At 36.0% G+C, this 25,285-nt stretch carries 20 protein-coding genes and 1 pseudogene; 4 read left to right on the plus strand and 17 right to left on the minus strand.

All coding sequences use genetic code 11. The annotated features are described in order from the left end of the window. Positions 1–83: 83 nt before the first annotated feature. Positions 84–1,244, minus strand: coding sequence for an acetyl-CoA C-acyltransferase FadA (gene fadA / locus ACE1OF_RS06910; RefSeq protein ID WP_448893532.1), 1,161 nt, complete (start codon positions 1,242–1,244; stop codon positions 84–86). A gap of 15 nt (positions 1,245–1,259) precedes the next feature. Next, positions 1,260–3,431 carry a fatty acid oxidation complex subunit alpha FadB gene (gene fadB / locus ACE1OF_RS06915; protein WP_448893533.1) on the minus strand — a complete coding sequence of 724 codons (2,172 nt, stop codon included), beginning with the start codon at positions 3,429–3,431 and terminating at the stop codon, positions 1,260–1,262. 319 nt (positions 3,432–3,750) lie between these two features. Here fadB and ACE1OF_RS06920 point away from each other — a divergent pair, with 319 nt between their 5' ends. Next, positions 3,751–4,935, plus strand: a complete 1,185-nt coding sequence (locus tag ACE1OF_RS06920) for an MFS transporter (RefSeq protein WP_448893534.1) — start codon at positions 3,751–3,753, stop codon at positions 4,933–4,935. Here ACE1OF_RS06920 and ACE1OF_RS06925 read toward each other — a convergent pair. The 3 genes from ACE1OF_RS06925 to ACE1OF_RS06935 all read right to left on the minus strand — a co-directional run bounded on the left by ACE1OF_RS06925 (position 4,932) and on the right by ACE1OF_RS06935 (position 9,931). Then, on the minus strand, positions 4,932–5,579 hold the full coding sequence (locus ACE1OF_RS06925; RefSeq protein ID WP_448893535.1) for a response regulator: 648 nt from the start codon (positions 5,577–5,579) through the stop codon (positions 4,932–4,934). The genes ACE1OF_RS06920 and ACE1OF_RS06925 overlap by 4 nt on opposite strands. Next, complete coding sequence (locus tag ACE1OF_RS06930) at positions 5,576–6,889, minus strand: ATP-binding protein (protein WP_448893536.1); 1,314 nt, start codon at positions 6,887–6,889, stop codon at positions 5,576–5,578. The genes ACE1OF_RS06925 and ACE1OF_RS06930 overlap by 4 nt, the downstream gene beginning before the upstream one ends. A gap of 807 nt (positions 6,890–7,696) precedes the next feature. After that, positions 7,697–9,931 carry a bifunctional diguanylate cyclase/phosphodiesterase gene (locus tag ACE1OF_RS06935; protein ID WP_448893537.1) on the minus strand — a complete coding sequence of 745 codons (2,235 nt, stop codon included), beginning with the start codon at positions 9,929–9,931 and terminating at the stop codon, positions 7,697–7,699. A 265-nt stretch (positions 9,932–10,196) separates the two neighbouring features. Here ACE1OF_RS06935 and ACE1OF_RS06940 point away from each other — a divergent pair, with 265 nt between their 5' ends. Continuing rightward, positions 10,197–11,093: a TIGR03899 family protein gene (locus tag ACE1OF_RS06940; RefSeq protein ID WP_448893538.1), complete on the plus strand. Its 897-nt coding sequence runs from the start codon at positions 10,197–10,199 to the stop codon at positions 11,091–11,093. A 79-nt stretch (positions 11,094–11,172) separates the two neighbouring features. On the opposite strand, the gene ACE1OF_RS06945 is transcribed toward ACE1OF_RS06940, so the two are convergent. From ACE1OF_RS06945 to ACE1OF_RS06955, 3 genes are read right to left on the minus strand one after another with little or no spacing between them, the layout of a single operon-like run. Further along, positions 11,173–11,985: a phosphoadenylyl-sulfate reductase gene (locus ACE1OF_RS06945; protein WP_448893553.1), complete on the minus strand. Its 813-nt coding sequence runs from the start codon at positions 11,983–11,985 to the stop codon at positions 11,173–11,175. Continuing rightward, a complete protein-coding gene (cysI, locus tag ACE1OF_RS06950) occupies positions 11,978–13,723 on the minus strand; it encodes an assimilatory sulfite reductase (NADPH) hemoprotein subunit (protein WP_448893539.1) in 1,746 nt (581 codons plus the stop codon). Before cysI ends, ACE1OF_RS06945 begins: the two co-directional genes overlap by 8 nt. Then, positions 13,723–15,561, minus strand: a complete 1,839-nt coding sequence (locus ACE1OF_RS06955; protein WP_448893540.1) for an assimilatory sulfite reductase (NADPH) flavoprotein subunit — start codon at positions 15,559–15,561, stop codon at positions 13,723–13,725. Before ACE1OF_RS06955 ends, cysI begins: the two co-directional genes overlap by 1 nt. A gap of 200 nt (positions 15,562–15,761) precedes the next feature. Between ACE1OF_RS06955 and ACE1OF_RS06960 the strand changes: the two genes are divergently transcribed. Next, a complete protein-coding gene (locus tag ACE1OF_RS06960; RefSeq protein ID WP_448893541.1) occupies positions 15,762–16,406 on the plus strand; it encodes a lytic transglycosylase domain-containing protein in 645 nt (214 codons plus the stop codon). Positions 16,407–16,519: 113 nt separating this feature from the next. Here the strand turns inward: ACE1OF_RS06960 and ACE1OF_RS06965 are convergent, their stop codons facing one another. The 9 genes from ACE1OF_RS06965 to ACE1OF_RS07005 all read right to left on the minus strand — a co-directional run bounded on the left by ACE1OF_RS06965 (position 16,520) and on the right by ACE1OF_RS07005 (position 24,430). Next, positions 16,520–17,287, minus strand: a complete 768-nt coding sequence (locus ACE1OF_RS06965; RefSeq protein WP_448893542.1) for a TIGR04219 family outer membrane beta-barrel protein — start codon at positions 17,285–17,287, stop codon at positions 16,520–16,522. Positions 17,288–17,292: 5 nt separating this feature from the next. Next, positions 17,293–18,294, minus strand: a complete 1,002-nt coding sequence (locus ACE1OF_RS06970; protein ID WP_448893543.1) for a DUF2333 family protein — start codon at positions 18,292–18,294, stop codon at positions 17,293–17,295. A gap of 8 nt (positions 18,295–18,302) precedes the next feature. Further along, a complete protein-coding gene (locus tag ACE1OF_RS06975; protein WP_448893545.1) occupies positions 18,303–18,809 on the minus strand; it encodes a copper chaperone PCu(A)C in 507 nt (168 codons plus the stop codon). Positions 18,810–18,948: 139 nt separating this feature from the next. Beyond that, on the minus strand, positions 18,949–19,305 hold the full coding sequence (locus ACE1OF_RS06980) for a hypothetical protein (protein ID WP_448893546.1): 357 nt from the start codon (positions 19,303–19,305) through the stop codon (positions 18,949–18,951). A 30-nt stretch (positions 19,306–19,335) separates the two neighbouring features. Continuing rightward, positions 19,336–19,566, minus strand: a complete 231-nt coding sequence (locus ACE1OF_RS06985) for a PspC domain-containing protein (RefSeq protein WP_448893547.1) — start codon at positions 19,564–19,566, stop codon at positions 19,336–19,338. A gap of 39 nt (positions 19,567–19,605) precedes the next feature. Beyond that, entirely contained in the window at positions 19,606–20,280 is a 675-nt protein-coding gene (pspA, locus tag ACE1OF_RS06990; protein WP_448893548.1) for a phage shock protein PspA, read from the minus strand. A 38-nt stretch (positions 20,281–20,318) separates the two neighbouring features. Continuing rightward, positions 20,319–20,636, minus strand: coding sequence for a hypothetical protein (locus tag ACE1OF_RS06995; protein ID WP_448893549.1), 318 nt, complete (start codon positions 20,634–20,636; stop codon positions 20,319–20,321). Between the two features lie 1,079 nt (positions 20,637–21,715). After that, on the minus strand, positions 21,716–22,699 hold the full coding sequence (dusA, locus tag ACE1OF_RS07000; protein WP_448893550.1) for a tRNA dihydrouridine(20/20a) synthase DusA: 984 nt from the start codon (positions 22,697–22,699) through the stop codon (positions 21,716–21,718). A 669-nt stretch (positions 22,700–23,368) separates the two neighbouring features. After that, on the minus strand, positions 23,369–24,430 hold the full coding sequence (locus tag ACE1OF_RS07005; RefSeq protein WP_448893551.1) for a hypothetical protein: 1,062 nt from the start codon (positions 24,428–24,430) through the stop codon (positions 23,369–23,371). A gap of 182 nt (positions 24,431–24,612) precedes the next feature. On the opposite strand from ACE1OF_RS07005, the pseudogene ACE1OF_RS07010 reads away from it, so the two are divergent. After that, positions 24,613–24,906, plus strand: a pseudogene (locus ACE1OF_RS07010) (IS110 family transposase); the annotation flags it as partial. Between the last annotated feature and the right edge of the window lie 379 nt (positions 24,907–25,285).

A 25,285-nucleotide genomic window follows, 5' to 3' on the forward strand; every position in this document is an offset into this window, starting at 1 on the left:
GCCATCCTTCGGATGTTCAAATTATTTCCCGAAGAATTTGTGAGTACTTTCAACCATGTTAATAAAGAATTTCAGCAAAAAAATTAGACTCGCTCGAAGACAGTTGCTATCCCTTGGCCTAATCCAATACACATAGTAGCTAAGCCTAAATTTACATCTTGCCCTTCCATTAAGTTTATTAGCGTGCCTGAGATACGAGATCCTGAACAACCTAACGGATGACCTAATGCAATAGCGCCGCCATTTAAGTTAATTTGATCCATTCTATCTTCAACTTTTAATGCTCTTACACAAGAAAGTGCTTGTGCTGCAAAAGCCTCATTAAATTCAAATAACTCAATATCTTCAATAGATAAGCCAGCACGTTTTAATGCTTTCTTAGTAGCAGGCACAGGACCGTAACCCATCGTTGATGGATCGCAACCTGCAACGCCCATACCACGAATTTTAGCACGAGGCGTTAAGCCTAACGCTTTCGCTTTCGCTGCTGACATAACTAACATGGCTGAAGCGCCATCAGAAAGTGCAGACGAGGTTCCCGCTGTTACCGTACCATTAACTGGATCAAACACTGGACGTAAAGCAGCTAAACTTTCAGCAGTAGTTTCAGGACGAATGACTTCATCATGTTCAACTAACGTTAAAGCACCTGACGCATCATGCCCTTGAGTGGCTACAATTTCATTGTCCCAACGACCATTTAATTGTGCTTCATAGGCTTTTTGATGAGAGCGCGCGCCAAAGGCATCTTGCATTTCACGAGTAATACCGTGTTGTTTACCTAATAATTCAGCGGTCAAACCCATATTACCTGACGCTAACGCAATATGCTTATTCAATGCTGGGTCAAAATCAACGTCATACATCATAGGTACATGCCCCATATGCTCAACACCACCAATTAAAAATACATCGCCCTGTCCACACATAATATTAGTTGATGCTTGATGAAGGGCTTCCATTGAAGAACCACATAGACGGTTAATTGTTACACCACCAATAGATTTAGGTAGTCCTGCAAGCAATGATGCATTACGTGCAATGTTAAAACCTTGTTCTTTAGTTTGCTTTACACAACCCCAAATAACATCTTCGATATCTTCTGGGTTTAGCTCAGGGTTACGTTTTAAAATTTCTTTCATTAAATGTGCTGATAAAGCCTCAGCACGTACATTGCGAAAAACACCAGCCTTTGAGCGACCCATAGGAGTTCTTATGCAGTCTACTATTACAACTTCGTTCATTTTATTCTCCTCGGGTTATGCGTTAGTTTTAACGTCTGTTGTGAAGTAAGATTTACCTGATTTTGCCATTTCTCTCAGGCCATCAGTTACATGATATATTTCGCCTAAATCTGCATATTTATCTGCCATCGCAATAAAGTTATCTAGTCCTAGTGTTTCTAAATAGCGAATTGCACCACCTCTAAATGGAGGGAAACCAATACCATAGATTAAGCCCATATCTGCTTCAGCAGCAGTATCAACCACACCTTCTTCTAAACAACGAACGACTTCATTCACCATAGGGATCATCATACGTGCAATAATCTCCTCCGTTGTGAAGTCTTTCTTGTCTGCACAATGTGGCGCAAGTAATTCATAAGCAACAGGTGCTGGCACCTTCATTGGGCGACCACGCTTGTCTTTCATATGGTCATAAAAACCTTTACCATTTTTCTGACCAAAGCGTTCATTAGCATACAAGGTACTAACGGGATCATTATCAATTTTATTCATACGCGTAGGGAAGCCTGCTGACATCACACCCGTACAATGGTCAGCGGTATCAACACCAACAACATCAAGCAAATAAGCTGGACCCATTGGCCAACCAAATTGTTTTTCCATCACTTTATCTATTGCCGTGAAATCAGCACCTTCAAGTACTAATTGACTAAAGCCAGCAAAGTATGGGAATAAAACACGGTTAACATAAAAACCTGGGCAGTCATTAACAACAATAGGTGATTTACCCATTTTTGCTGCATAAGCAACCACTGAGGCTACCGTTTCATCTGATGTGTCCTTGCCACGAATAACTTCAACTAATGGCATTTTGTTTACTGGGTTAAAAAAGTGCATACCACAAAAGTTTTGAGGGCGTTTTACACTTTGTGCCAATAAATCAATTGAAATAGTAGAAGTGTTTGACGTTAAAATAGCGTCTTCACTGATTACACCTTCAACTTCTGCTAGCACAATACCTTTTACTTTAGGGTTTTCAACAACGGCTTCTACAACAATATCAACATCTTTAACACTGTCGTAGCTTAAACTGGGGGTAATATTATTTAATACACCTGCCATTTTTTTCACGCTCATGCGGCCGCGTTCAACTTGCTTAGCTAAAATACCGGTTGCTGTTGTTAAACCTAAATCAAGTGCTTGATCATTAATATCTTTCATAATAATCGGCGTGCCTTTATAGGCCGATTGATATGCAATACCACCGCCCATAATACCTGCGCCTAATACAGCAGCTTTATTTACCGCTTTGGTTGCCAACTTAGTGGCTTTTTTCGCTTTGCCTTTAATCACTTGATCTGCCATAAACAAACCAATTTGTGCCGTTGCTGCATCTGTTTTTGCTAATTTTGCAAAACCTGCATTTTCTGCAGCCATAGCACCCGTACGATCTAAACCAGCGGCTGCAATTAAGGTGTCTATCATCACCATTGGCGCAGGATAATGTTTACCTGCTTTAGCAGCTATCATTCCTTTGCAAGTGTTCGATGACATAATTAATTCTGTTGGAGAAAGTTTTAATGGCTCTAATTTAGGTTGACGTTTCGCGCGCCAATCAAGCTTGCCATCAATAGCTAGTTTAAGCATGTTCATTGCAGCAGCCTTTAAATTCTCGGGCTCAACTACTGCATCTAAAATACCTTGAGCCATTGCAGCTTCAGGCTTAAATGTTTTACCTGTAGACATCCAAGTAGCAGCGTTATCAAAACCAATAAGTCGAGGAAGCCTAACCGTACCACCAAAGCCTGGCATTAAACCTAATTGCACTTCTGGTAAACCAATACTGGCATTAGTATCTGCAACACGATAGTCACATACTAATGTCATTTCACAACCACCACCTAACGCAATGCCATTAATCGCTGCTATTGTCGGTAATTGAATGTCTTCAAATGAATCGAACACATCAGAGGCACTTTTTGCCCAAGCGGTTAGTGTTTCTTCTGGCTGCTGAAATGAAGATAAAAACTCAGTAATGTCAGCACCAACAATAAACGTTGATTTTCCAGACGTTACCATAACGCCTTTAGCATCACTACAATTGTTAATGGCAGCAACAACGGCTTTATATTCTTCAAATGTTGCTTGATCGAATTTATTTACTGATCCCTGAGCATCGAACTTAAGTTCTACGATACCGTCTTCTAGTAATTGGGCTGAAAGGCTCTTGCCTTGATATATCATGCTTTGTCTCCTTCACCTAATAAGTGGTGTTGATGTTTTGATGATTAATCTAAATTTTAACGTCATTATTTTACGCTAAAACACATGGATAACTAATAATAGCTGACTGAGTGTGCCTTGAAAGTCGACGAATAGCAAACTTTTTTAAACAACTGTTTTAATTGGATGTATTAATTCTTTTATACCTACTATAACAAATTGTTTTTACTTGGTATTTTAATTAACCAAGGATCTTTATTACAAGGTAAAGTTTGTTAAAAATTATTAATTAACGTAAGATACGTCACTCATGATTCTTCCTTAGGTGTCGATCACACTGATGATAAAATTCCTTAAACGCTTTAATCAACCTGAACACTTATTGCTTGCTATGGCATTTACTATGCCCTTGGTTTTTTCTGTTTGGATGGTATTGTTAAATAATTTTGTAATAGAAAAAGCCAGTTTTACGGGTGTTGAAATTGGTATATTACAAAGTTTGCGTGAAGTGCCAGGGTTTTTAGCGTTTACGGTTATTTATGTTTTGCTGTTTATTAAAGAACAACGACTAGCGTTATTGTCATTGGCTATCACTAGCTTAGGGGTATTTTTAACTGGTTTTTTCCCCAGTGTTGTTGGTTTATATCTCACCACGGTATTGATGTCCGTTGGTTTTCATTATTATGAAACGGTCAGTCAGTCTTTAACGTTACAATGGATTGACAAAGACAAAACTGCGCATTTTCTTGGCAAAATGCTATCAGTTAAATCAATCGCTTCATTATTGGCCTTTTCTAGTATTTGGCTATTAATGAAACATTTTAGTTGGTCATATCAATCAACTTATGCTTTGTTTGGTGGTATAGGTTTATTATTTACTCTATTTTTGGCCTTATCATTTCAACATTTTAAGGAAAAAACAGAACAAACAAAAAAGATAGTATTACGAAAACGTTATTGGTTATTTTACGCATTAACATTTTTTAGCGGCGCACGCCGACAGATTTTCGTGGTTTTTGCTGGTTTTTTAATGGTTGAAAAATTCCACTATAGTGTTGCCGATGTCAGCGCCTTGTTTCTTATTAACTATGTATTTAATTGGTTATTCGCGGCAAAAGTAGGAAAATTAATTGGCATTATTGGTGAGCGCTCTGTTTTACGATTTGAATATATTGGTTTAATCATTATTTTTATTTGTTATGGCTTAGTTGAAGATGCCAACCTTGCCGCAGCATTATACGTTATTGATCATTTGTTTTTTGCCTTAGCCATTGCCATTAAAACCTATTTTCAAAAAATTGCTCAACCTGAAGATATTGCCGCCAGTGCAGGAGTTAGCTTTTCTATTAATCATATTGCTGCGGTCGTTATTCCGGCATTACTTGGTATGCTTTGGATTTTACAACCTGCTTGGGTTTTTTATATTGGAGCAGGATTTGCCTTATGTTCATTGTGTTTAGCAATGCTAATTCCTGACAAACCCAGTATAGGAATGGAAACCCGTATAGCAGCTAGGTTTCATTAAATAATTTTATGTACCATAGCGATATTAGCAAGATCTGCTGAGGTATTGGCATTTAACTTGTTTTTGATTTGTGTGTGATAGTTACATATTGTTTTATAGCTAAGACTGAGTTCAGTAGCAACATTGTGTGCATTTAAGCCCTTTGATAATAGCCGAAACACATCGAATTCTCGTGGCGATAAAACATTAAGTGAATACTTCGGTTTTTTCGTTTCGGTTATACGAATATCATTGGCTTCAGGTAATAAGCCTGGTTCGATATAACGTTTCCCGCAAGCAATATCAGCGACGGCTTTCGCTAATACTTCGGCAGCGCTGTTTTTGCTAACATAACCTTTTGCCCCAGCGTTTAAAGCACGTTCAACATATATGGTTTCATCATGAATGCTATAAACTAAAATAAGTACATTAGGGTCTTGCTTACACAAACGTCGAATAGTTTCGAGGCCACCAATACCAGGCATAGACAAATCCATCACCACTACATCAGGCTGAAAGCTTTGATATACTTGGGTCGCAAGTTCACCACGTTCAATATCAACAATGTCACCAATATAGTCTTGAGAAGCAAGTAACATTCTAAACCCTGCTCTAACAACCGTATGATCATCAACTAATAAAACTTTTATTTTTCTTTCATTCATGATTTATCTTCCCAGTAAGGTAATTGCACAACAACGTTAACACCACCATCACAAACGGACTCTAATTTGAATTGCCCTCCTAAGCTTTCAGCTCTTTCGCGCATACCTAACAAACCAAAACCTGATGAATTCAATTGCTTTCCTTGGCCATTATCTGACACCGTAATCCACACTGCATCATCACGTTTAATAACTAAAATAGCCACTTGTGAAGCGTTAGCATGTCGTACTACATTGGTTAAACACTCTTGTACAATTCGGTAAACATGAATAGTTATATCGTTACTTAAGTTATCTAAAGAGGCGTCATAATTTAAATCAAATTGTAATTCACCACTGCGTCGTTGCCATTCGCTAACCAACTCAAACAAAGTCGCACCTAAACCAAGTTCCATTAAACTCAATGGGTGTAATGTTTTCATCATTGAACGAACAACAACAGATAAATGGTCACAAATCTCAATAATAGAAGAGGTTACGGCGTTAACATCAGTTTCTGCCTGCTGACAGGTAACAGCCATCGCTTTAATTGCCGTTAATGATTGCCCCATTTCATCATGTAATTCACGAGACATGTTCTGCCTTTCTGTTTCTTGAATCTGCATAGTATGGCGTGCTAATGCTTGATTATTTGTTTGTGCTGTATTTAACGCCAGTGACATACCATTAATTTCAGTTGCAATAGCGTCAAATTCACTAATTTTGAATTGAGGCAGCACGTGATCAAAATTTCCCGCTTCAACTTGGCGTAGCCCTGACAAAATGGCTTTTACCGCTTGTAACATTGAATTAAAAACAAGGTTAACCGTCAAAAATATAATTAACAGCATCAAGACGATAGACCAAAAAAACACCTTTGTTTCACCCCATGCTTCGCTTATTTCGTCCATTGGGTTTGCCGTAATAAAAATAGTTTTTGTTGAACCATCTGCAACATTAATGTCGTAACTATGCGTAGAAAAATCAATCATAATTGCTTTAACAAACCAGTAAGGTGCCGAGCTATTTTCACCATTTTTGTAAAAATCTTTTTTGTTTTGTATCTCTCTTTGATTATCTTTAATGGAAATATTTAAATGTCTTACAGGTTGTATATCGGCAATTTTTTGTAGCCACACATCATTTTGTTCACTTGAAGCAGGAAGTTGATTAAAACCAAATTTGATCATTTGTACGGCTAAGTGAATTGAAGAACCTACTTCTTTTTCTACCGATTTTCTTGCCTGCCATACAGCAATGCCCGCGCTAAATATTAATATCAATATCACTGATAAAATAATTCTAATATTGATAAGACGACGTAAGCTCATTTACATGATTCCATAGATAATACTGTATGACGCTTGTCAACATATTCTCAGTGAACTATTCTATAAAACCCCTCATTAGTTCTACATGCATCATAGGTATCATATATCTCATACCTTGGTTCTGTATTCTTCCTATTTTAGTGCCGTATAGTGCCATATTCGCCTTCTGCATTTTTAGATACAAAACAATAGTCAACTGATATAAAAAGATATTTATTTAACAACAATAAAAATATAAATTTTATTTGGTATTTTAGCGTTCACTAAAAGGAATTTTTCCTATACCGCCATTTTGTACTATGCGGCTAATATAGCATTAGAAAAAGTACTGTGACTTGAAGATAGTTATTTCACTACTATTGCACTTTCTATTGATCAAATTGCTGCTAATGTCACTTTTTGAAGATGATGGATTTTATATTCTTATAAATGTGATAGCTTTTTTGAATGATAGTTATTTGGGTTCTATCATTCAGTACAGCGGGAAAATATCATGCTATTTTCCCGCTGTATTTTCCTTTTAAAACATTATTTATAAAATTCTCTTCTGATCTTTAGATCTAGTATCAAATTATTATTGAACAAGCAGCTGAATCTTGAGTGCTATATGGTATGGTGATATGCATTTTCATAATGGTTATGGTAGCTCTGGCACAAGCTAGGTTCATTGAAGACTTATGTGATGGTCACGTTATTATATTTTTTAGGTGAGCAAGTAGAAGATAGAGCAACTAATAGCAATAATCGCTCTTCTTGCTCTAATAGCAGATCAACAATAAGCATAATAAAGCAGTAGGCAAAAAATACTTATAACTTAGTCTGTTTATTTTCAAGGAACTGTAAAAATTGATCCGCGGGCATAGGCTTAGCGTAGTAAAAGCCTTGTACTTCATCACAGCCAAGCTCAACTAATCGTGTTTGTTGGGTTATTTCTTCAATACCTTCAGCAATAACTTTTAGGTTCATCTTCTTACCTAAATTTATAATTGTTTCAGCAATAATTGATTGCCCCTCTTTTGCTATATCTGTGATAAAAGCACGATCAACTTTCAAACGATCGAGTGGTAATTTTTGTAAGTAACTCATTGATGAAAAACCCGTACCAAAATCATCAAGAGCAATACTAATACCTACTTTTTTTAACTCAACAAGTGCATCTATGACCACTTGAGGGTCGTCCATTAAAATACTTTCAGTAATTTCCAACTCTAATTTACTAGGTAAAACTTCATACTTTTGAATAGCATTTAAAACGGCATCAACAAAATTGCTATTTCTAAATTGCGGTATAGACACATTAACTGAGATGGTAACATTATTAAAAGCATTTTTTTCTAGCGTCTTAATTTGTGAGCAAGCTTGATTAACAACCCAATCACCAATTTCAATAATTAAGCCCGAATATTCCGCCAACGGAATAAAAACCGCAGGAGAAATAAAATTACCTTCAATTGTGCGCCAACGTAATAACGCTTCAGCACCAATGACTTTACCTGAATTTAACGCTAGTTGAGGTTGATACCATACTTCAAGACGGTTTTCAGCAAAGTCATTACGTAGCTCCCTAATCATATTCAAGCGCCATTGCGTTTCGTCTTCCATTTCAGGGTTATAATAAGCAAAATGTGCAAGACGCTTTTTCTTGGCTAAGTTTAAGGCGATGTTAATTTGGTTTAATACTTTTACACCACTGCTATTAGCATCTTCTTTACTACAAAAACCAAAACTAGCATTAATAGGTAAGTTTTGTTCTCCCGCTGTAAATGGTTGTTCAAATAGCTTTATCAATACCTCAGGAGTAAGGCAGGTATCGGTACCAATAACACCAAATACATCAGCACCAACACGAGCAATTTTACAATTACAACTTAAATTATTTAAACGCTGAGCAACGGCAGTAAGCAGCTTATTACCAACATCTTGTCCTAATGCATCATTAACATCACTAAAATGTTTTAAATCAATTAATGCCGCGACGTCATTGTCTAAACCGTCTTTTGCAAAAGTTTCAAGCATGTTTACAAATGCTAATCGGTTAGGTAAATTAGTTAATAAATCTTTATACGCTGCATTATTAAGCTTCTGAAACAAATGAACATTTTCATATCCGATAGTAATACCCGTTAAAAACACATCTAAAAGTTGTTTTTGAATATCATTTAGAGACTGTGTTAACGTAAGATAAATAACGGCACGATAACCTCCTCGTGCTAGGTATAAATATAACGAATTATCACAATAAATATGTGCTTTTTGGGTAAAACATGATTTCACTTGACTGCTAATTTGTACATTTTCTATCGTTTCTAGCTTTTGATTAACTGCTTGCGAAGAAAACCCCTGCTGAGCAATAACATAAAAGCTTAAATCGTCAGCATTTTCTATAATGCCTTGTCCTCTTGCACAAAATAAGCAGTTAATGTCTTGATCTAATAGATAGGTTAATTGTTTTAAAGTACCTTGGCAGTATTCAGCAATTGAATGAAGTTCGAGTAAGCTAGAAGCACCTGAAACAATTTTTTCTAATCCCTGACGGCCTTGTGTAACACTTTCAATTTGTTGGTATGAACGAATTGCCGCGTAAACAGTAGTCACGAGTTTTCGACGAGTTAGCTCTGTTTTTGTTTTGTAATCATTGATATCATATTCTTTGATAACACTTTCTTCAGGAGCATAGCCCGGTTGGCCTGTTCTTAAAACCAAGCGAATATCATGCCGTTCTAATACTTCACGAATATATTTAACAACTTTTAATCCCGCATCATCGGTTTCCATCACCACATCAAGTAGTACAAGTACAATATCAGCGTTGTCTTTAAGTAACTGACAGGCCTCTTGACCAGAATATGCGTGAAAATACTCTAAGCGTCTGCCTAGCACAATTAAATCTGATAGCGCAAGTTGGGTAACAGAATGAATTTCAGGATCATCATCAACAATCAGTACTTTCCAAGTTTCTGTTTCGCTGCACTCTAGAATTTCTTCTTCATCACTGTCATCAATAAATAGAAAGTCATCATGTGAATTTTCGGATACTTGCATACCATCCTCGAGTAATTAAGGTTTTCAACTAATTACATTTAAATTTTTGTCTTTATTTTGATTTGTACTTACTATATAACTATAACTTAACTGAATCTTTTTGCTACTTTTTTACTGATTTCTTTCACATAATAAAAGTCACTTTGACAATTTTCAATAAACTCATACAATTAAATTATCTAGGTGGGGTATCACTAAAAACAACCAACAAGCCATTTATTTGAACCTTATCGATTGATATTATTTTTTACTACTGGGGATTAAAGTGAAAACAAAAAAAACATCAACTATTGTTATTGACCAAGCTAACGACAATAGCCAAGTTCTCCCGATAGTACACGAGGAAGAAAGTAAAAAGTCAGTAGAATCACCTACCCATAAACAGTTTTTCAAAATAACACAATTATTTGGCATTGAAGCACCATTGTTACCAATAGAAAAACGTATGCCCATTGAAGACCGTTGTAATAAGCGTAAGAGGTTAGCCAAACTACGAAAGCAAGAAAATATTGAAGCTATTATGGAGAAAACCCTTAGCTTTTTTGAGAATAAACAAATAGATAAAAGGCCAGATTTAGACTGGCTTAATCGTTACATTGCTTTAGCTGATCATGTCAGCAACAATACAATGCAAGACTTATGGGCCAAAATACTTGCAAGTGAACTATCTCGCCCAGGTTTATATTCCCTTAAAGCATTAAAAATTTTTCGTGATATGAGTATTAGTGACGCTAAACTATTAGCAAAGGCCTGTTCTTTGGCTGTGAAAGATCATAGCAAAAAAAATATTCGTATTCTTTCTGGTAGCTATCAACAACCAGGATTATTTAATTTTTTCAATAAAGACAGGCAACAATATATAAACCTAAGTCATTTTGGTTTAAATTATGCCGATATTTTATCACTGGCTGATAACAATTTGATTTTTCAGCAAGAAAGTGAATCTAGTGCAATGATGAAAGGTGAAAACCTTACCTTTTATTACAATAATGCACCATTAAAATTAAGCTGCAAAAACAACAACATAGCATTACAATTTTATAAGTTCACGCCAATAGGAACTGAATTAGCAAATTTAATTACAGACAAATCAAATGATGACTTCCTTGCAGCCTTAAAACAGCAACTCAGTCATCATTTTGACATTGTAAGCAATGAATAAGCCGAAATTTATGTGACCTAAATGTGACTCATTAAAGAATACATATATTCTCTAGCTTATCCTGAAGTATCACTTGTATTTAAATTCCATCACCATCAGTATGTAAACCACACTCGCGTTGACCGGGGCCAAAACGTGTTTCGCTTTCGTCCATTCCCAAAGTTAATGGTTTAGTACTATGCACATCACCTACAGACACATAGCCTTCGTCCCATAACGGATGATAAGGTAAATTATGCTCTGTTAAATATTGATGAACATCTCTATTACTCCAATCAATAATTGGGTGCACTTTAAAACGGCCACGTAAAATACTCACAACAGGTAAACCTTGGCGATGCGCTGTTTGTTGGCGACGAACACCAGAAAACCAAGTTCCACAGTTTAGCTCAGATAATCCGCGTTCTAACGGTTCAACTTTATTTTTATGGTTATACTCTTTTAGCGCTTGCTCGTCTTGCGCCCATTGCTCACCATATTTAGCCATTTGCCATGCTGCGCTCTCTTTAGCACTATAAACATGTAAGTTTAACTTTAATCTTTCCGTCATTTGTTCAATAAAACGGTACGTTTCGGGAAACAAATGCCCAGTATCAGTTATCAATACTGGAATATTGGCATCTATTTGCGTCATCATATGCAACATAACAGCAGACTGAATACCAAAACTTGACGACACAACAAACTGACTTGGCAAATTTTCCATTGTCCATTCTATACGTGCAATAGGCGATTGCTCTTCCAAAGACTCATTCCATTGATCAAGCCATGGTTTAGGTAAAGAAGCAGGAAAGCGATTTTGAATTGGCGCTTTCTCTTTGTTCAGTAAAGTACCTTCTTGGCTCACTTTAGCTAACTCACCTGCTTTGCTCAACGTTAAAGCATTATTCATCATAAAAATCTCTTATGCTTATCATTACTTCTTTTACAATACCAGCACGAATAGTGAAATCACCAAAACCCTCGTCTTGATTACGTTCAGCAGCCCAACGTGCACTTAAGCTATCAATTTCATTTAAAATGTCTTGCTCGCCTAGGTTTTCTTTATAAAGCTTAGGAATTCGTGTACCCGCTAAGTTGCCACCTAAATGCATGTTGTACTTACCAGGACCTTTACCTACTAGCCCCATTTCGGCCAACATTGCTCGGCCACAGCCATTAGGACAACCAGTAACGCGTAAAATGATAGACTCATCTTTCAAACCATTTTTATCTAGAATTGTTTCAACATCATCAATTAATCCAGGTAAATAACGCTCTGCTTCTGCCATTGCTAATGGACACGTAGGCAATGCAACACAAGCCATAGAGTCTTTGCGTTGTTTGGTTACGGTTGCATCCATTAAGCCATATTTAATCGCAATGGCTTCAATTTCAGCTTTTTGATCAGTGGGTACGCCTGCAACAATCAAATTTTGATTAGCGGTAATACGGAAATCACCTTGATGAATTTTTGCTAATTCAGCCATACCTGTTTTTAGTGGTTTATTTGGAAAATCTTTAACGCGACCATTTTCAATAAATAAAGCTAAATAGTGTTTACCATCAATACCTTCTGACCAACCAATTCGGTCGCCTCGTTCTGTGAACTCATAAGGTCGACTTTCACCAAATTTGCTGCCTGCACGTTTTTCAACTTCGGCTTTAAAAACGTCAATACCAACGCGATCAAGGGTATATTTTGTTTTCGCATTTTTACGATCAACACGATTTCCCCAATCTCGTTGAGTGGTTAATACCGCCTCTGCAAAAATAAGCGTTTGGTCTACAGGTATATAACCAAAATCATCAGCTTTTCTAGGGTAAGTTGCTTTATCACCGTGAGTCATAGCTAACCCACCACCAACTAACACATTAAACCCTATTAACTTGCCATTTTCTTGAATAGCAACAAAGTTTAAGTCGTTACCATGCACATCAATATCGTTAAGCGGTGGAATCACAACCGTGGTTTTAAATTTACGTGGCAAGTATGAGTTGCCTAAAATAGGCTCTTCTTCTTGAACTGTGCTGTCAATTTTATCAGCGTCTAGCCATACTTCGGCATAACCACGCGTTCTAGGCATAAAATGTTCGCTAATTTTCTTTGCCCATTCATACGCTTCTTGATGTACTTCAGACTGATACGGATTAGCGGTACATAACACGTTTCGGTTCATATCTGACGCAGTACCTATAGCGTCAATACCTATACTATTTAGCGCTTTATGCACTTTTTTAATATTGGGCTTTAAAATACCGTGATACTGAAATGTTTGTCGCGTTGTTAAACGTACACTACCGTACATAGTATATTCACTCGCCCATTGTTCAACACCTAACCATTGTTTAGGTGTAATAATGCCGCCAGGTAAACGTGCACGAAGCATTAAAGTATGCAACGGCTCTAACTTTTGTTTTGCACGTTCAGCGCGAATATCACGATCATCTTGTTGATACATGCCATGAAAACGGATTAATTGGAAATTATCGCCTGTCATGCCACCTGTAGTTTTATCTTGTAAGTCTTTAGCTATTGTTCCGCGTAAGAAGTTACTTTCTATCTTAAGACGTTCATTATCATGCAACTTACCTTCAACAATGATAGGACCAGGTGCGATAACTTGTTCAGAATTATTACTTGTGCTCATTAATAAACATCCTTCTGATAACGCTTAGCGTTACGTAAATCTTTTAAATACTCTTGTGCTTGCTCTGCTGATAACTTGCCTTCAGTGGCAATAATATCTATCAATGTTGCTTCCACATCTTTTGCCATGCGGCTCATATCACCACAAACATACACATGAGCACCACGCTCTAACCAACTAAACACTTCAGCTGAATTTTCTTTTAATCTGTCTTGTACATATATTTTTTCAGCTTGATCTCTTGAAAAAGCTAAGTCTAAACGAGTTAATAAACCTGATTTAAGGTAAGCTTGCCACTCAACTTGGTAGAGAAAATCTTGCGTAAAGGTTTGATCGCCAAAGAATACCCAATTATCACCCGTTGCTTCGTCGGCTTCACGCTGTTGCATAAAAGCTCTAAACGGAGCAATACCCGTACCAGGGCCTATCATAATCACAGGGGTTTCATTATTTGCAGGTAAACGGAAATTGTCATTATGTTCAACAAAGACTTTAACCGCTTGTCCTTCTTCAAGACGATGCGCTAAATAACTTGATGCACCACCAAAACGTTGTTGACCATCAACTTCATAATTCACAACACCTAACGTTAAATGAACTTCTTCTTCCACTTCGGCTTGTGCAGAAGCAATAGAGTACAAACGAGGCGTTATTTTACGAAGTGCATCAACAAAGGGTTGTGCTTCAACCGTTGCTGGTGCTTGTTTTACAATATCAATAATTTGATGATTAGCTGCAAACTCACGGCTAACATTCTTGTCTGAGGCAATTTCAGCAAGGTTTTTATTAGCAGATTGTTTTGCCCAAAATTCAATAAATGCTGGTGCCGTTTGTGTGATTTCTAATTGACTAATTAATGCACTTTTTAGATTGAAAGTTTGTTGCTCACCATTCACTTTTAATGAGATTTCTTCATCACCAGTAAAATTAAGTGTACTCAGTAATTCATCCGCTAAAACAACATCATTTTCAAACCATACGCCCAGCGCATCACCCACTTGATAGGTTAGGCCAGAATCACCAAGGTCAATTTCTATATGACGTACATCTTTTGCGGAATCTCTACCAGTTATTTTCTGACTAACAGAAAATTCAGCCGTTAATGGATTTTGTTTAGTGTACTGACTTACCCCTGAAGCATGACTAGTAATAGGCAAATCAATTACGGTAGCTAAACCTGGATCTTGTTGGGTTAACTCATCTTTTAATGATGCTACCATTGATTCAGTCCAGCTTAGTGTTTCACTGTCATAATCCAAATCACAATCAAGACGTGGCGCTAACTGTTTTGCCCCTAATGCTTGTAAGCGTTCGTCAAAATCTTTGCCTGTTTGACAGAAAAACTCATAGCTACTGTCACCTAAAGCTAATACGCTATAATTTAATTCAGGTAATTTAGGCGCTTTTTTGCTCAACAAAAACTCATGAAAAATAAGCGCATCATCAGGCGGCTCGCCTTCACCATTAGTACTTGTTACGATAAGTAAATGTGTCTCAGATTTTAGTGATTTTACTTTATAGTCAGCAATATTTTTAAAGTTAACTGTAATACCAGCCGCTTTAGCACTTTGCTCTAATTGCTTTGCAACACCTTTTGCATTACCCGTTTGAGAGGCATACAAAATAGTTAACGTTTTTGACGCAACAGCTGATGGTGCAGATGGTAACGCTACACTTTGGCCTGACTCACTTTTAGCAGCAAGGTAGCCGCTTGCCCATGCAAGTTGTAAAGGCGAATAACTTGACGTTATTTGCTGTAATAATCCAAGTTGATTAGCATCAAGTGAACTTGAACCAGTATTTGAATTTTGCTGTAAAGATAGCTGCTTTTGTGGCATAAGATTTTTCACCCATATCAATATATGAGTAAAGGATAGACAAAAATAGATAAAGCTAAAAAGAATAGATAGCTGTTTATTATTCCAAAAGGGTATATAAAGATAATTAATCATCAATAATAAAACTTAGACAATTAGAAATTTCCCCGCTATGTTAATAAAAATAAGTACTTATAGTAGAACAGAAGGAAAACACCTTTGTGATTATTTTTAACAAGTTTAAAGTTCTTGCTTATTTACAAACATTAATTATTTTCACAAGCACTATATACTCTATTGTAAGCGATGGCGCTGAAAGAAAAACTATCTACAAGTATATGTCTTCCGATAATATCACTTCTTTTTCAGATATTGCTCCCCTTGAATATGACTTTAAAAAAATTATCGTAGACTGCTATGCGTGTAAAGTCGACTCAACCGTTGATTGGTACAATACCAAATTGTATTTATCAGAATTTAAGCAATATATTAGTCAAGCCGCTTTAACACATAGCGTTGAAGCAGCTTTTGTACGTGCTATTATTCATGCAGAGTCGCATTTTAATAGGCTAGCAGTATCAAAACAAGGCGCTCAAGGGCTAATGCAATTGATGCCTGATACTGCGCAATCATTGGGCGTTAAAAATACGTTTGCGGCAAAAGATAATATTAATGGTGGTGTAAAACATTTAGCTTATTTATTAAAAAAATATCACGGTGACAAAAAACTAGTCGCCGCCGCTTATAACGCTGGCGAAGGAGCTGTAAAACAATATGGCGGTATTCCTCCCTTCACAGAAACTCAAGTTTACATAGAGCGAGTTGATATTTTACATAGACGCTATCAACGCGCGAAACAAATATAATCTTGATGACAATATATTATTTTATAGCTATAAAAAATCCTAGAAGGAATAACCTGCTAGGATTTAGTGAATATTTTATTGTTTCAATATACTATTTAACTGAGTTCAGGTTATTAAAAATGAATGGTTGTACCAACGAATACACCATCAAAGGTTAAGTCAGAATAAAAATCATCTAAATCATTCAATTCTAATTTTGTATTGCGATACCCCAAGGTAACGTTTAAATCAACGGCAAAATTATCAAGCACTTCATAGCTAACGCCTACTTGGTAGTCATAAAGTGTTTGGTCATCATAAGAAACAAAATTACCTTCTGCAAAAACATTAAACCCTGTGAATGGTAACCCCACGATAGTTGACAGATATAACATAGGTAAAACACCAGAAGCACCTAATTCACTTGAAATCTGACTAGTCGTGGTATTATCAATGCCTGACGCATTAATATGAACATCAACATCGCGAGCGGTCAAACCAAAATCTACCGTCAGCAAATCATTATCAAATAATTCATAATAAAAAGTGTAATCTATATAATTAAGATCTAACTCGGAATTAACATTTGTGTCGTACGTTTTACCACCAAAAGTAAACTGACGGTCAAGCACAGTACTACCTTGTGTATCTAACGTTGTTGATGAAATTTTCAAATTGGGAATTAAAGGGATTGGATGTTCAAGTGCAATAAAATAATAACGTTGATTTTCATCTTTGAAAGAAAAGCTAGTTTGCTCACTTTCAAGCTCACCTTCACCAAATGAACCTTCTGCCTGATTTGCCCAAATTTGTCCACCAACATAAAGCCCTAATAACGTATCAGCTTGCGCGTTAGCACTAAGTACTGCCGCTAAGCTTGTTACTATGATTGCTTTTTTCATTCTTATTACCCTTTTCTTAATAATTCATTTAAATCAATTAATGCCGCATTGGCGCGCGAAATATAATTAGCCATAACTAAAGAATGATTAGCTAACACACCAAAGCCATCACCATTTAACACCATCGGACTCCAAAGTGTTTGCTGACTCGCTTCTAATTCACGAATAATTTGTTGTAGGCTAATTGTGGCATTTTTATTTTTTAAAACACTATCAAAATCAATTTCTATTGCTTTTAAAAAATGTAATAACGCCCATGCAGCACCACGAGACTCATAGAAAACATCATCAAGTTTCCACCAACTGGTTCTAACTTGTGAGTGAGAGCCTTCGTTTGTCGATTGTTTTGCTACACTGTCGCCAGCTAAATCTGTATTAATTTTATCTTTGCCGACACTAGCACTCAGTCTTTGTGAGTAGCTGCCTAAACGCTTTTGAATCTCATCTAAATATGAGGTTAAATTGTCTGCTCTTGCATAAAACTGAGCACTATCATTTTTGCCCTGATTAATACCCACTAAAGCATTTCTGTAGAGGTATAAGCTATCAATGGCTTTTCTGTATTCTGACTCAGCACTAGGCATAGCCCAACTTTTGTTGTCAATATTAAATTGAGGTTGTGCTTTTTGAATATGAACATTTTCTAATGATTGTGATTGCGATCGACTAAAGTCTTTACGCAATACTAAGGCCATATCCCGCACCATTTCTAATACGCCAAATTCCCATGCGGGCATATTGTCTAGAAATACGCCAGGAAGTAAAGCATCATTAGAGATGTACCCCCCTGGTTTATCTAAAATACTTGAGGCTACTTTGATCAATGTTGTGGTAGTGGTATAGCCAACAACGGGGGTAACCTTGTCTGTTGTTGCGGCTTTTACAACCTCTTCTTTTACATCAAAGGACTCTACATCTAAGCTCCAATACACGCCAACAAAATAAAAAAGTAAGAAGATACCTGCGGCGGTATAGCCAACGGTTTTTGCTGAGAGATTCATTTGCATATTTACTCCTAGTGATGATGTTCGTGTGTTGTTAGCACAGTTTTCTGTGCCGCCTGTTCTTCAGTAGGACTATAAACAGGCATCAGCATCGTCACAGACATGTTATTAGAAAAATTTAAAGTTATCTCAACTTTTTGCTGAGATAAGAGCGGCTTTTTAACATCAAAAAACATAAGATGTAAACCAGAAGGTTGCAGCTTAACACGCGATTGAGGTTCGATCACAATTGAATCTATTTTCCGCATACGCATCATACCATCAACCATTGAATGTTGATGAATTTCAATACGTTCAGATATATCACTATACGCACTAAGTAACGTAACTTTGTCACTTCCTTTATTTTCTATTTCCATATAAGACGAGGAATGTACAGTACCAGGAATGGTCGCACGAATATATGCATGTTCAACTAGCAACTGTGAACTTTGGTGTTTCATTGCAGAAGTTGCTTCTCCAAAAAAGCTAATAAAAACACTTAGTAATAATAAACAAAATAAATATATCTGTTTCATCTTATGTACACGTCCCTTTTAATAATTACTGAAGTTTAACTTGTATTGGCTAATTTTTTAACTGCTTTCTTAGTTTTATTGATAAGTATTATAACATTACTTGATAGTGCTCCCTTTTGGTAGGTACTCGTAAGATAACTTAAGGCTGTCTAGCCCGATTATATTGTATTTCTGACTTATTTCTAGTGATTAACCAAATAATGACAGCAATCAATACAACAGGCCAAAAAACACCAATTGTTACCATCACTATTGAACCTGCAATTAATAAAGCAATAAAAATCAACGAACCAAATACACTTAATACTATAGCCAAGGCAATTAAAACTAAAATAACAGAAGCTACCGCTGACACACCTATTGCTTTTAATGGTTCAATTGATTCCCCATCCATATAAACATGTATATCAAATAACTCTAAAAAACTAGCACCTAAAACATAAGTTAAAAATAGTGTTGCAAAAATAGCCAATAGCAAAGATTTAAAAAATGTCATTATACTCTCCCTTCATCAAACAGCGTAACTTTATCTATATCGACTATCTGGCAACAACATACTTGCAACCACATAAGCTACCCCTGTTGCAACAGGCAACATTACTAAAGCGCCAATTGCAGCCAGTCTCACTACGATACGCGGAAGGTCAAAGTGCTTAGCAATACCAGCACACACACCTGATAATTTTTTATGATCTTCATCTTTTGACAAACGACCTTTTAAATTTTGCTTTGATGAAAACTCTCTTTCATATCTCATGCTATTTTTCCTTTTTAGTATTACTTATATTACATAGCGTTAAGCTGCTGATAATTTCTGCTTAATTTGAGCTAATTCTTTCTCGATAGAGTCATTTTTCTCTAGCTCATCAAATTGTGCAGTTAAGTTCTTCCCTTGTGTATTCACTTGCACTAAATCATACGCTTCAATTTGTGCTTCAATACCATCTATTTTTTGTTGATAGCGCTCAAACTTACTCATGGCTTCTTCAATATTGTATATGGCCGATTGTTCCCTAACTTTTAGCCTAACTTCAGCTGATGCTTGTTTAAGTGTATAAGACTCTTGGCGGCGTCGGGCTTCTGATAATTTCGCTTGTAATCGTGCAGCATCATCTTGCACCTTTGCTATGGAATCGGCTAATTTATCGTTTTCTTGTTCAAGCAATTTCACTTCTTTTTGGTACTTATGCTTTTGCGTTAAGGCTGATTTTGCAAGGTCTTCTCTGTTTTTAGTTATAGCTAACTCCGCTTTGCTTTGCCAATGTTCCATACTAGATTTTGCAGCAGTTAACTGGCGGCTAAATGTTTTTTGTTCCGCAATATTTTTGGCTGCTGTAGCACGAACTTCAACTAACGTTTCTTCCATTTCTTGAATGATCAATCTGATCATTTTTTCAGGCTGTTCCGCCTTGTCTAACATACTATTTATATTAGCGTTAACGATGTCTGTAAAACGTGTAAATAATCCCATAATTTTGCTCCTACTAATTCTATAATTAATTTTGCCGCTTAGTTCACTTCTACCTTAATAGCCTGTTTAACTTCTTGGTCTTCTACTTCTGATGTTTTTTCAGTAAGCCAAGCTAAAGACTCAGTAACGGATTCCTCAAAAGAAAAATTAATGCGAAAACTATTAATTTCCTCAGTAATGGTTTGTTGCAATTGCACTGTTAAGTCGCTTATAACTTGTTGTCCTTGTGCTACCACCATTTCACTTATTGAATTTTCAATATCTGACATTTCTGCCGACTTAGCATTTACTGTAAAAGCCGCTGCTAAAGTAATAATTAATGCTGCAGTGATAGCGCTACGATTAAAATGTTTCATTTTTTAATTCCTTCTTTAACTGTGTTGTAAAAATATTTATTGGTTAAATTACTAACAACTTTTACATTGTTGTAATTTATGTTTGTACTGATGCAATAACAACTACAAGTGCCGTGCCAATCAATAAATATTTTTTAACTACTTGATTTAAAATACTTATATTAAATCACACGAAAAAACTAAAAACTAAAGACATAATATGTCTAACGATAAAATCGTAAATTTGACCACAATTATTAGTGAAATTGACCAACAATAAAATCTAAAATAATTAATAACGTTTTATTCAATTTTTAATGAAATTATTTTTGACAAGTGGAGACTTCAAGTACGACAAAATCAGCAAATAAAATTACCATTACTCGCCGTTTTAATGGCTGTTGTACTTAAAAAATAAATAGAGACACCAGCTTTTACAGTAAAAGTAATTTTTTGCTGTATGTTACTGTGGGTGTTGAAATGGCTGTTTCGTGTGATAACAAAATGAAGTGTTAATATATTGCGTTAATATATTTCGTTAATATATTCGTAAAAGAATATTATTAAACTTTACACGCTTTTTGCTCAATAAAGCTAACGAGTAATGACAAGGCTAGCATTGAAACAACGGGTACCATCATTAATGCAAGTAAAGAAGTTGACGTTAACATAATTTGTTCCTTTTTAGTTATATCAGGCTTACTGTTATATGTTTTAGCAATGTAAGCTTTAGTAATAAGTTGCAATAAGTATTACAAAGGTTGTGCCATTCTTTATTAATTATCATAAGACATTGATTTTAATTTATTTAAATATAAATCATTCATTATATTTAAATATTAAGATGATAAAATTAAACGACAAATGGTTTAAAAAGCTAATTTTTAGTAAAACATGTAACAAAATAGTTATTACGTGTAATAGCGCATATTTTTCCTTCATACGCCTTTTTTGATAAAGTGTTGATTGGACTTACCAGATTCCTTAGTTTATGAAAAGTTTTATGACTTTGAAAAAAACATGGTCAAGAGAAAATAATAATATTCGAAAATCACTTTTAGAAAAATCAAAAATGATTTAAGAGAGTACCCAACACACAATTATTCAGGCATTACAACTTGTGCAAAAGCCTGCTTTAAGGTTTCGCCATTTGCATTAGCGTCGCCAGAAGAATCGCCTAAAGAGCGACGAAATAGTCGTGCCCCAGCTAAGCCATTACATAACCCCATCATATGACGAAGTACATGCCATGCCCTGTTATTACCATGTTCAGGCGTAACACTGATATATTTATCAATATATTCAGCCATTACATTAACTACCTTTTCTCGTGAAATTACGGCTTTATTAACACCATAAATCTGCTGATCAACCTGTGCTAGTATATAAGGGCTATTATATATTTCACGGCCAATCATCACACCGTCAACATTCTGCAAGTGCTCAGCTGTTTCCGCTAAAGTTTTAATTCCACCATTAATTGATATTGCTAACTTTGGGAAATCGCGTTTAATTTGATAAACTCTGCCATAATCGAGTGGTGGAATATCACGGTTCTGTTTTGGGCTTAAACCACTTAACCATGCTTTACGCGCATGCACAATAACATGCTGACAGCCTGCTTTCGCTACTTGCTCGACAAATGCGTGTAAAAATTCATAAGAATCTAAATCATCAATACCAATACGCGATTTAACGGTAACAGGTATGTTAGTTACGGCCTGCATTTCATTAACACACTCTGCTACCAACTGTGGTTCTGCCATTAAACAAGCACCAAACCGACCGTTTTGCACACGATCTGAAGGACAACCAACGTTAATATTAATTTCATCATAACCATGTTGCTCTGCAATTTTGGCACATTCAGTCATATCTTTTACATTACTACCACCGAGTTGAAGCACAAGTGGGTGTTCTGCATCATTATAAGAAAGATAATCACCTTTGCCATGTAAAATAGCGCCAGTGGTCACCATTTCAGTATAAAGCACGGTATGATCTGACATTACACGATAAAAATAACGACAATGACGATCAGTCCAATCGAGCATGGGTGCAACGCTGAATTTATGAGAAATCATATGATTAACTAAAAACCTTTGAATATAAGACGAGTTTAAACATTAATAATAACGGCTAAAACTTAAGTGTATTGTAATATTTTTTCTAAAATTACACAAAGAAACTCACACGAATAATACGGTCGACTATCTAGGTGCGCTTCCTTTTTAACAGGCGCTAGTTTGCCATTACAATATAATAATTTAAGTAACTATTTTTAACATTAAACAATGAATACTAACGAAATTAGAAATTGTTGACCCTCAGTAACTTGAACTGTTATACCATATATGGACCCTCTGCGATTGCAAGACAATTTAAATCATCGAAATAGAGTGCATTGCAGCCATATATTCGGCTTTGCCCATGTTGCCAACATAAAATGCATTGTATTGGTATCACGCGAACGAGGTAGCCGAAAGGCGAATAGTATAAGGATAATGGCTAAAATGAAAACCAAAAACGAGGAAAAGAAGAAAGTCCCTATGAGACAGTAAAGAAAAATTCAGTGAAAATCAGACGAAAAATAACCTTTATTTTACGTCTTAACTTCGTGCATCTTGCGATCAAGTAATTGCTTGTGAACCCTTCAACAAAAAAATCACTATTTACACTATAAGTAGCGCTTTGGGCTTGTTCAACACCCGAATAAGGTGTCGGCTGACGCGACACCTATTCTTATTTGTTAGCTACTTTGTAAATTTAAACTGAACTGATTTGATATCGACCCACATAGACTCCCCTTCAGTTAAATCTATAGTTGCATCATCAATAAGCATTTCAGTATAAAAGTTCGGTTGAAGGAAACCTTCTTCAGGAAGGTAATCTTTATGCTTTTCACTTGACCAATTCCAAGGTCCATCTTGCCAACTATCTATCACATCAGACTCAGGTTCGGGGTAGCTAAGAGAAGTATTTATTTGTACTGGAGTATCTTCATTTATGTGAGCAAGCAAAGGGTGTTGGGTAATATCAAAATTAAAAGTTAAGATATTATCTGTTTGAGTTACTTGAACGATATTATTATCATCACTACTAGAACGACTAATAATAATATCTGACTGCTGTTTTGGTAAATGAGTCCAGATGTTTCCCCCTAATTCAGCTACCGAAATGTGATGATTATTTGGGTAATCACCCGAGCCCTTAAAGTGTCTAACTCTAATGGAAATATCACCAGAATCTATCATATCATTATTATTAATATCAAAATTAATTCCATAATCATATTCGACACGCCCTGTACTTTGGGCATCTCGGTTAATCATTACATAAGGGGGTAAATATGATAGTTCAAGATCGATCTCAATGTTTGTTACACCATAAAAGCTTTCGCACCCAGGAGATGGATTAAAATAACCTGCTTCAGTAAAAGAAAGTGCCAAACCATCTTCTTCCACGATTAATTGATCACCACTCATTTCAAAGTTTGATGTACTTTGTTCACCAGTTTGTATATCTGTAGAAGTTAATGATGTTTCAGTGCTGCTATCTACCTTAAAGAGTCCTGATTCATAACAACCACGATTTTCATCAAAGGCAAATAAAGTGATGGTGTCTTTTGATATTGCAGCGTAAGCTAACGTATCGATTGACCATACTCCGTAAAACATACTATCTAATGGTGCACTAGTTGTTACTGGTATATTTGATGTGCCTTGCTCATCTACATCATTTGAACTTGAACTTGAACCGCCACAGCCAACCAATACAGCACTAAAAATTATCGAAAGAGAAAAGTGTTTAATCACAAAATATCCTTATATTTTTTGAAATAGCGGCCTCATGACAACCTAAATTGGACTCATGAAGTAGCTAACGCCGCATTGCAGCGGCTTGTCCGCTGCAATGCTTTGATACTAATTGAGCCTCCTCCCCAAAGTTTAGCATTACGCTACACTTTAAGGCGACTAAACCAACAGGAGAAGACTCTATGAAATTCTACACTACTTTACAGCAATATTATTGTGGAATCGACTTGCATGCCAGAATTCTTTACGTTTGTATTCTCAATCAACAAGGGGATAAACTCGTTCACCAAAAAATTGGGGCTGACCCGCTGGCTTTACTACAATTACTCGAACCCTACATCGGCAATGTGGTAGTTGGTGTTGAATGCATGCATTGTTGGTACTGGGTTAGTGATTTTTGCCAAACACATGAGATAAACTTTGTCTTAGGCCATGCACTTTACATGAAAGCTATTCATGGTGGAAAAGCCAAAAATTATCTTAATAAATTACAACGACGCATGAGTAAAGGCAAAGCCTTATCAGCTTTAGCGCATAAAATTGGTCGTTGTATTTATTTTATGCTGAAGGATAAAACTGTATTTGATGAAACTAAATTTTTAAAAGGTTAAGTCGCACAATGGCGTGAACTTCTCGCCTAACTGGATGAAAAAGAGCATCACATTAATCGTCAAGCCAATTGTTGTTCATGATGATTACTATGCCATGTAGTTCAAGCCACGTTGTCTTGATTCGGCACGCCATTGGTGCGCATTACCTTATAAGAGCAATGAGTAAACTCGTTTACACCTTAACTGAGCCTGAAACTAACTGAGACCTGTTTAACACCAAGTAATCATCCTACTTGAATAGTGC

The sequence above is a fragment of the Colwellia sp. E150_009 genome, assembly GCF_053543955.1.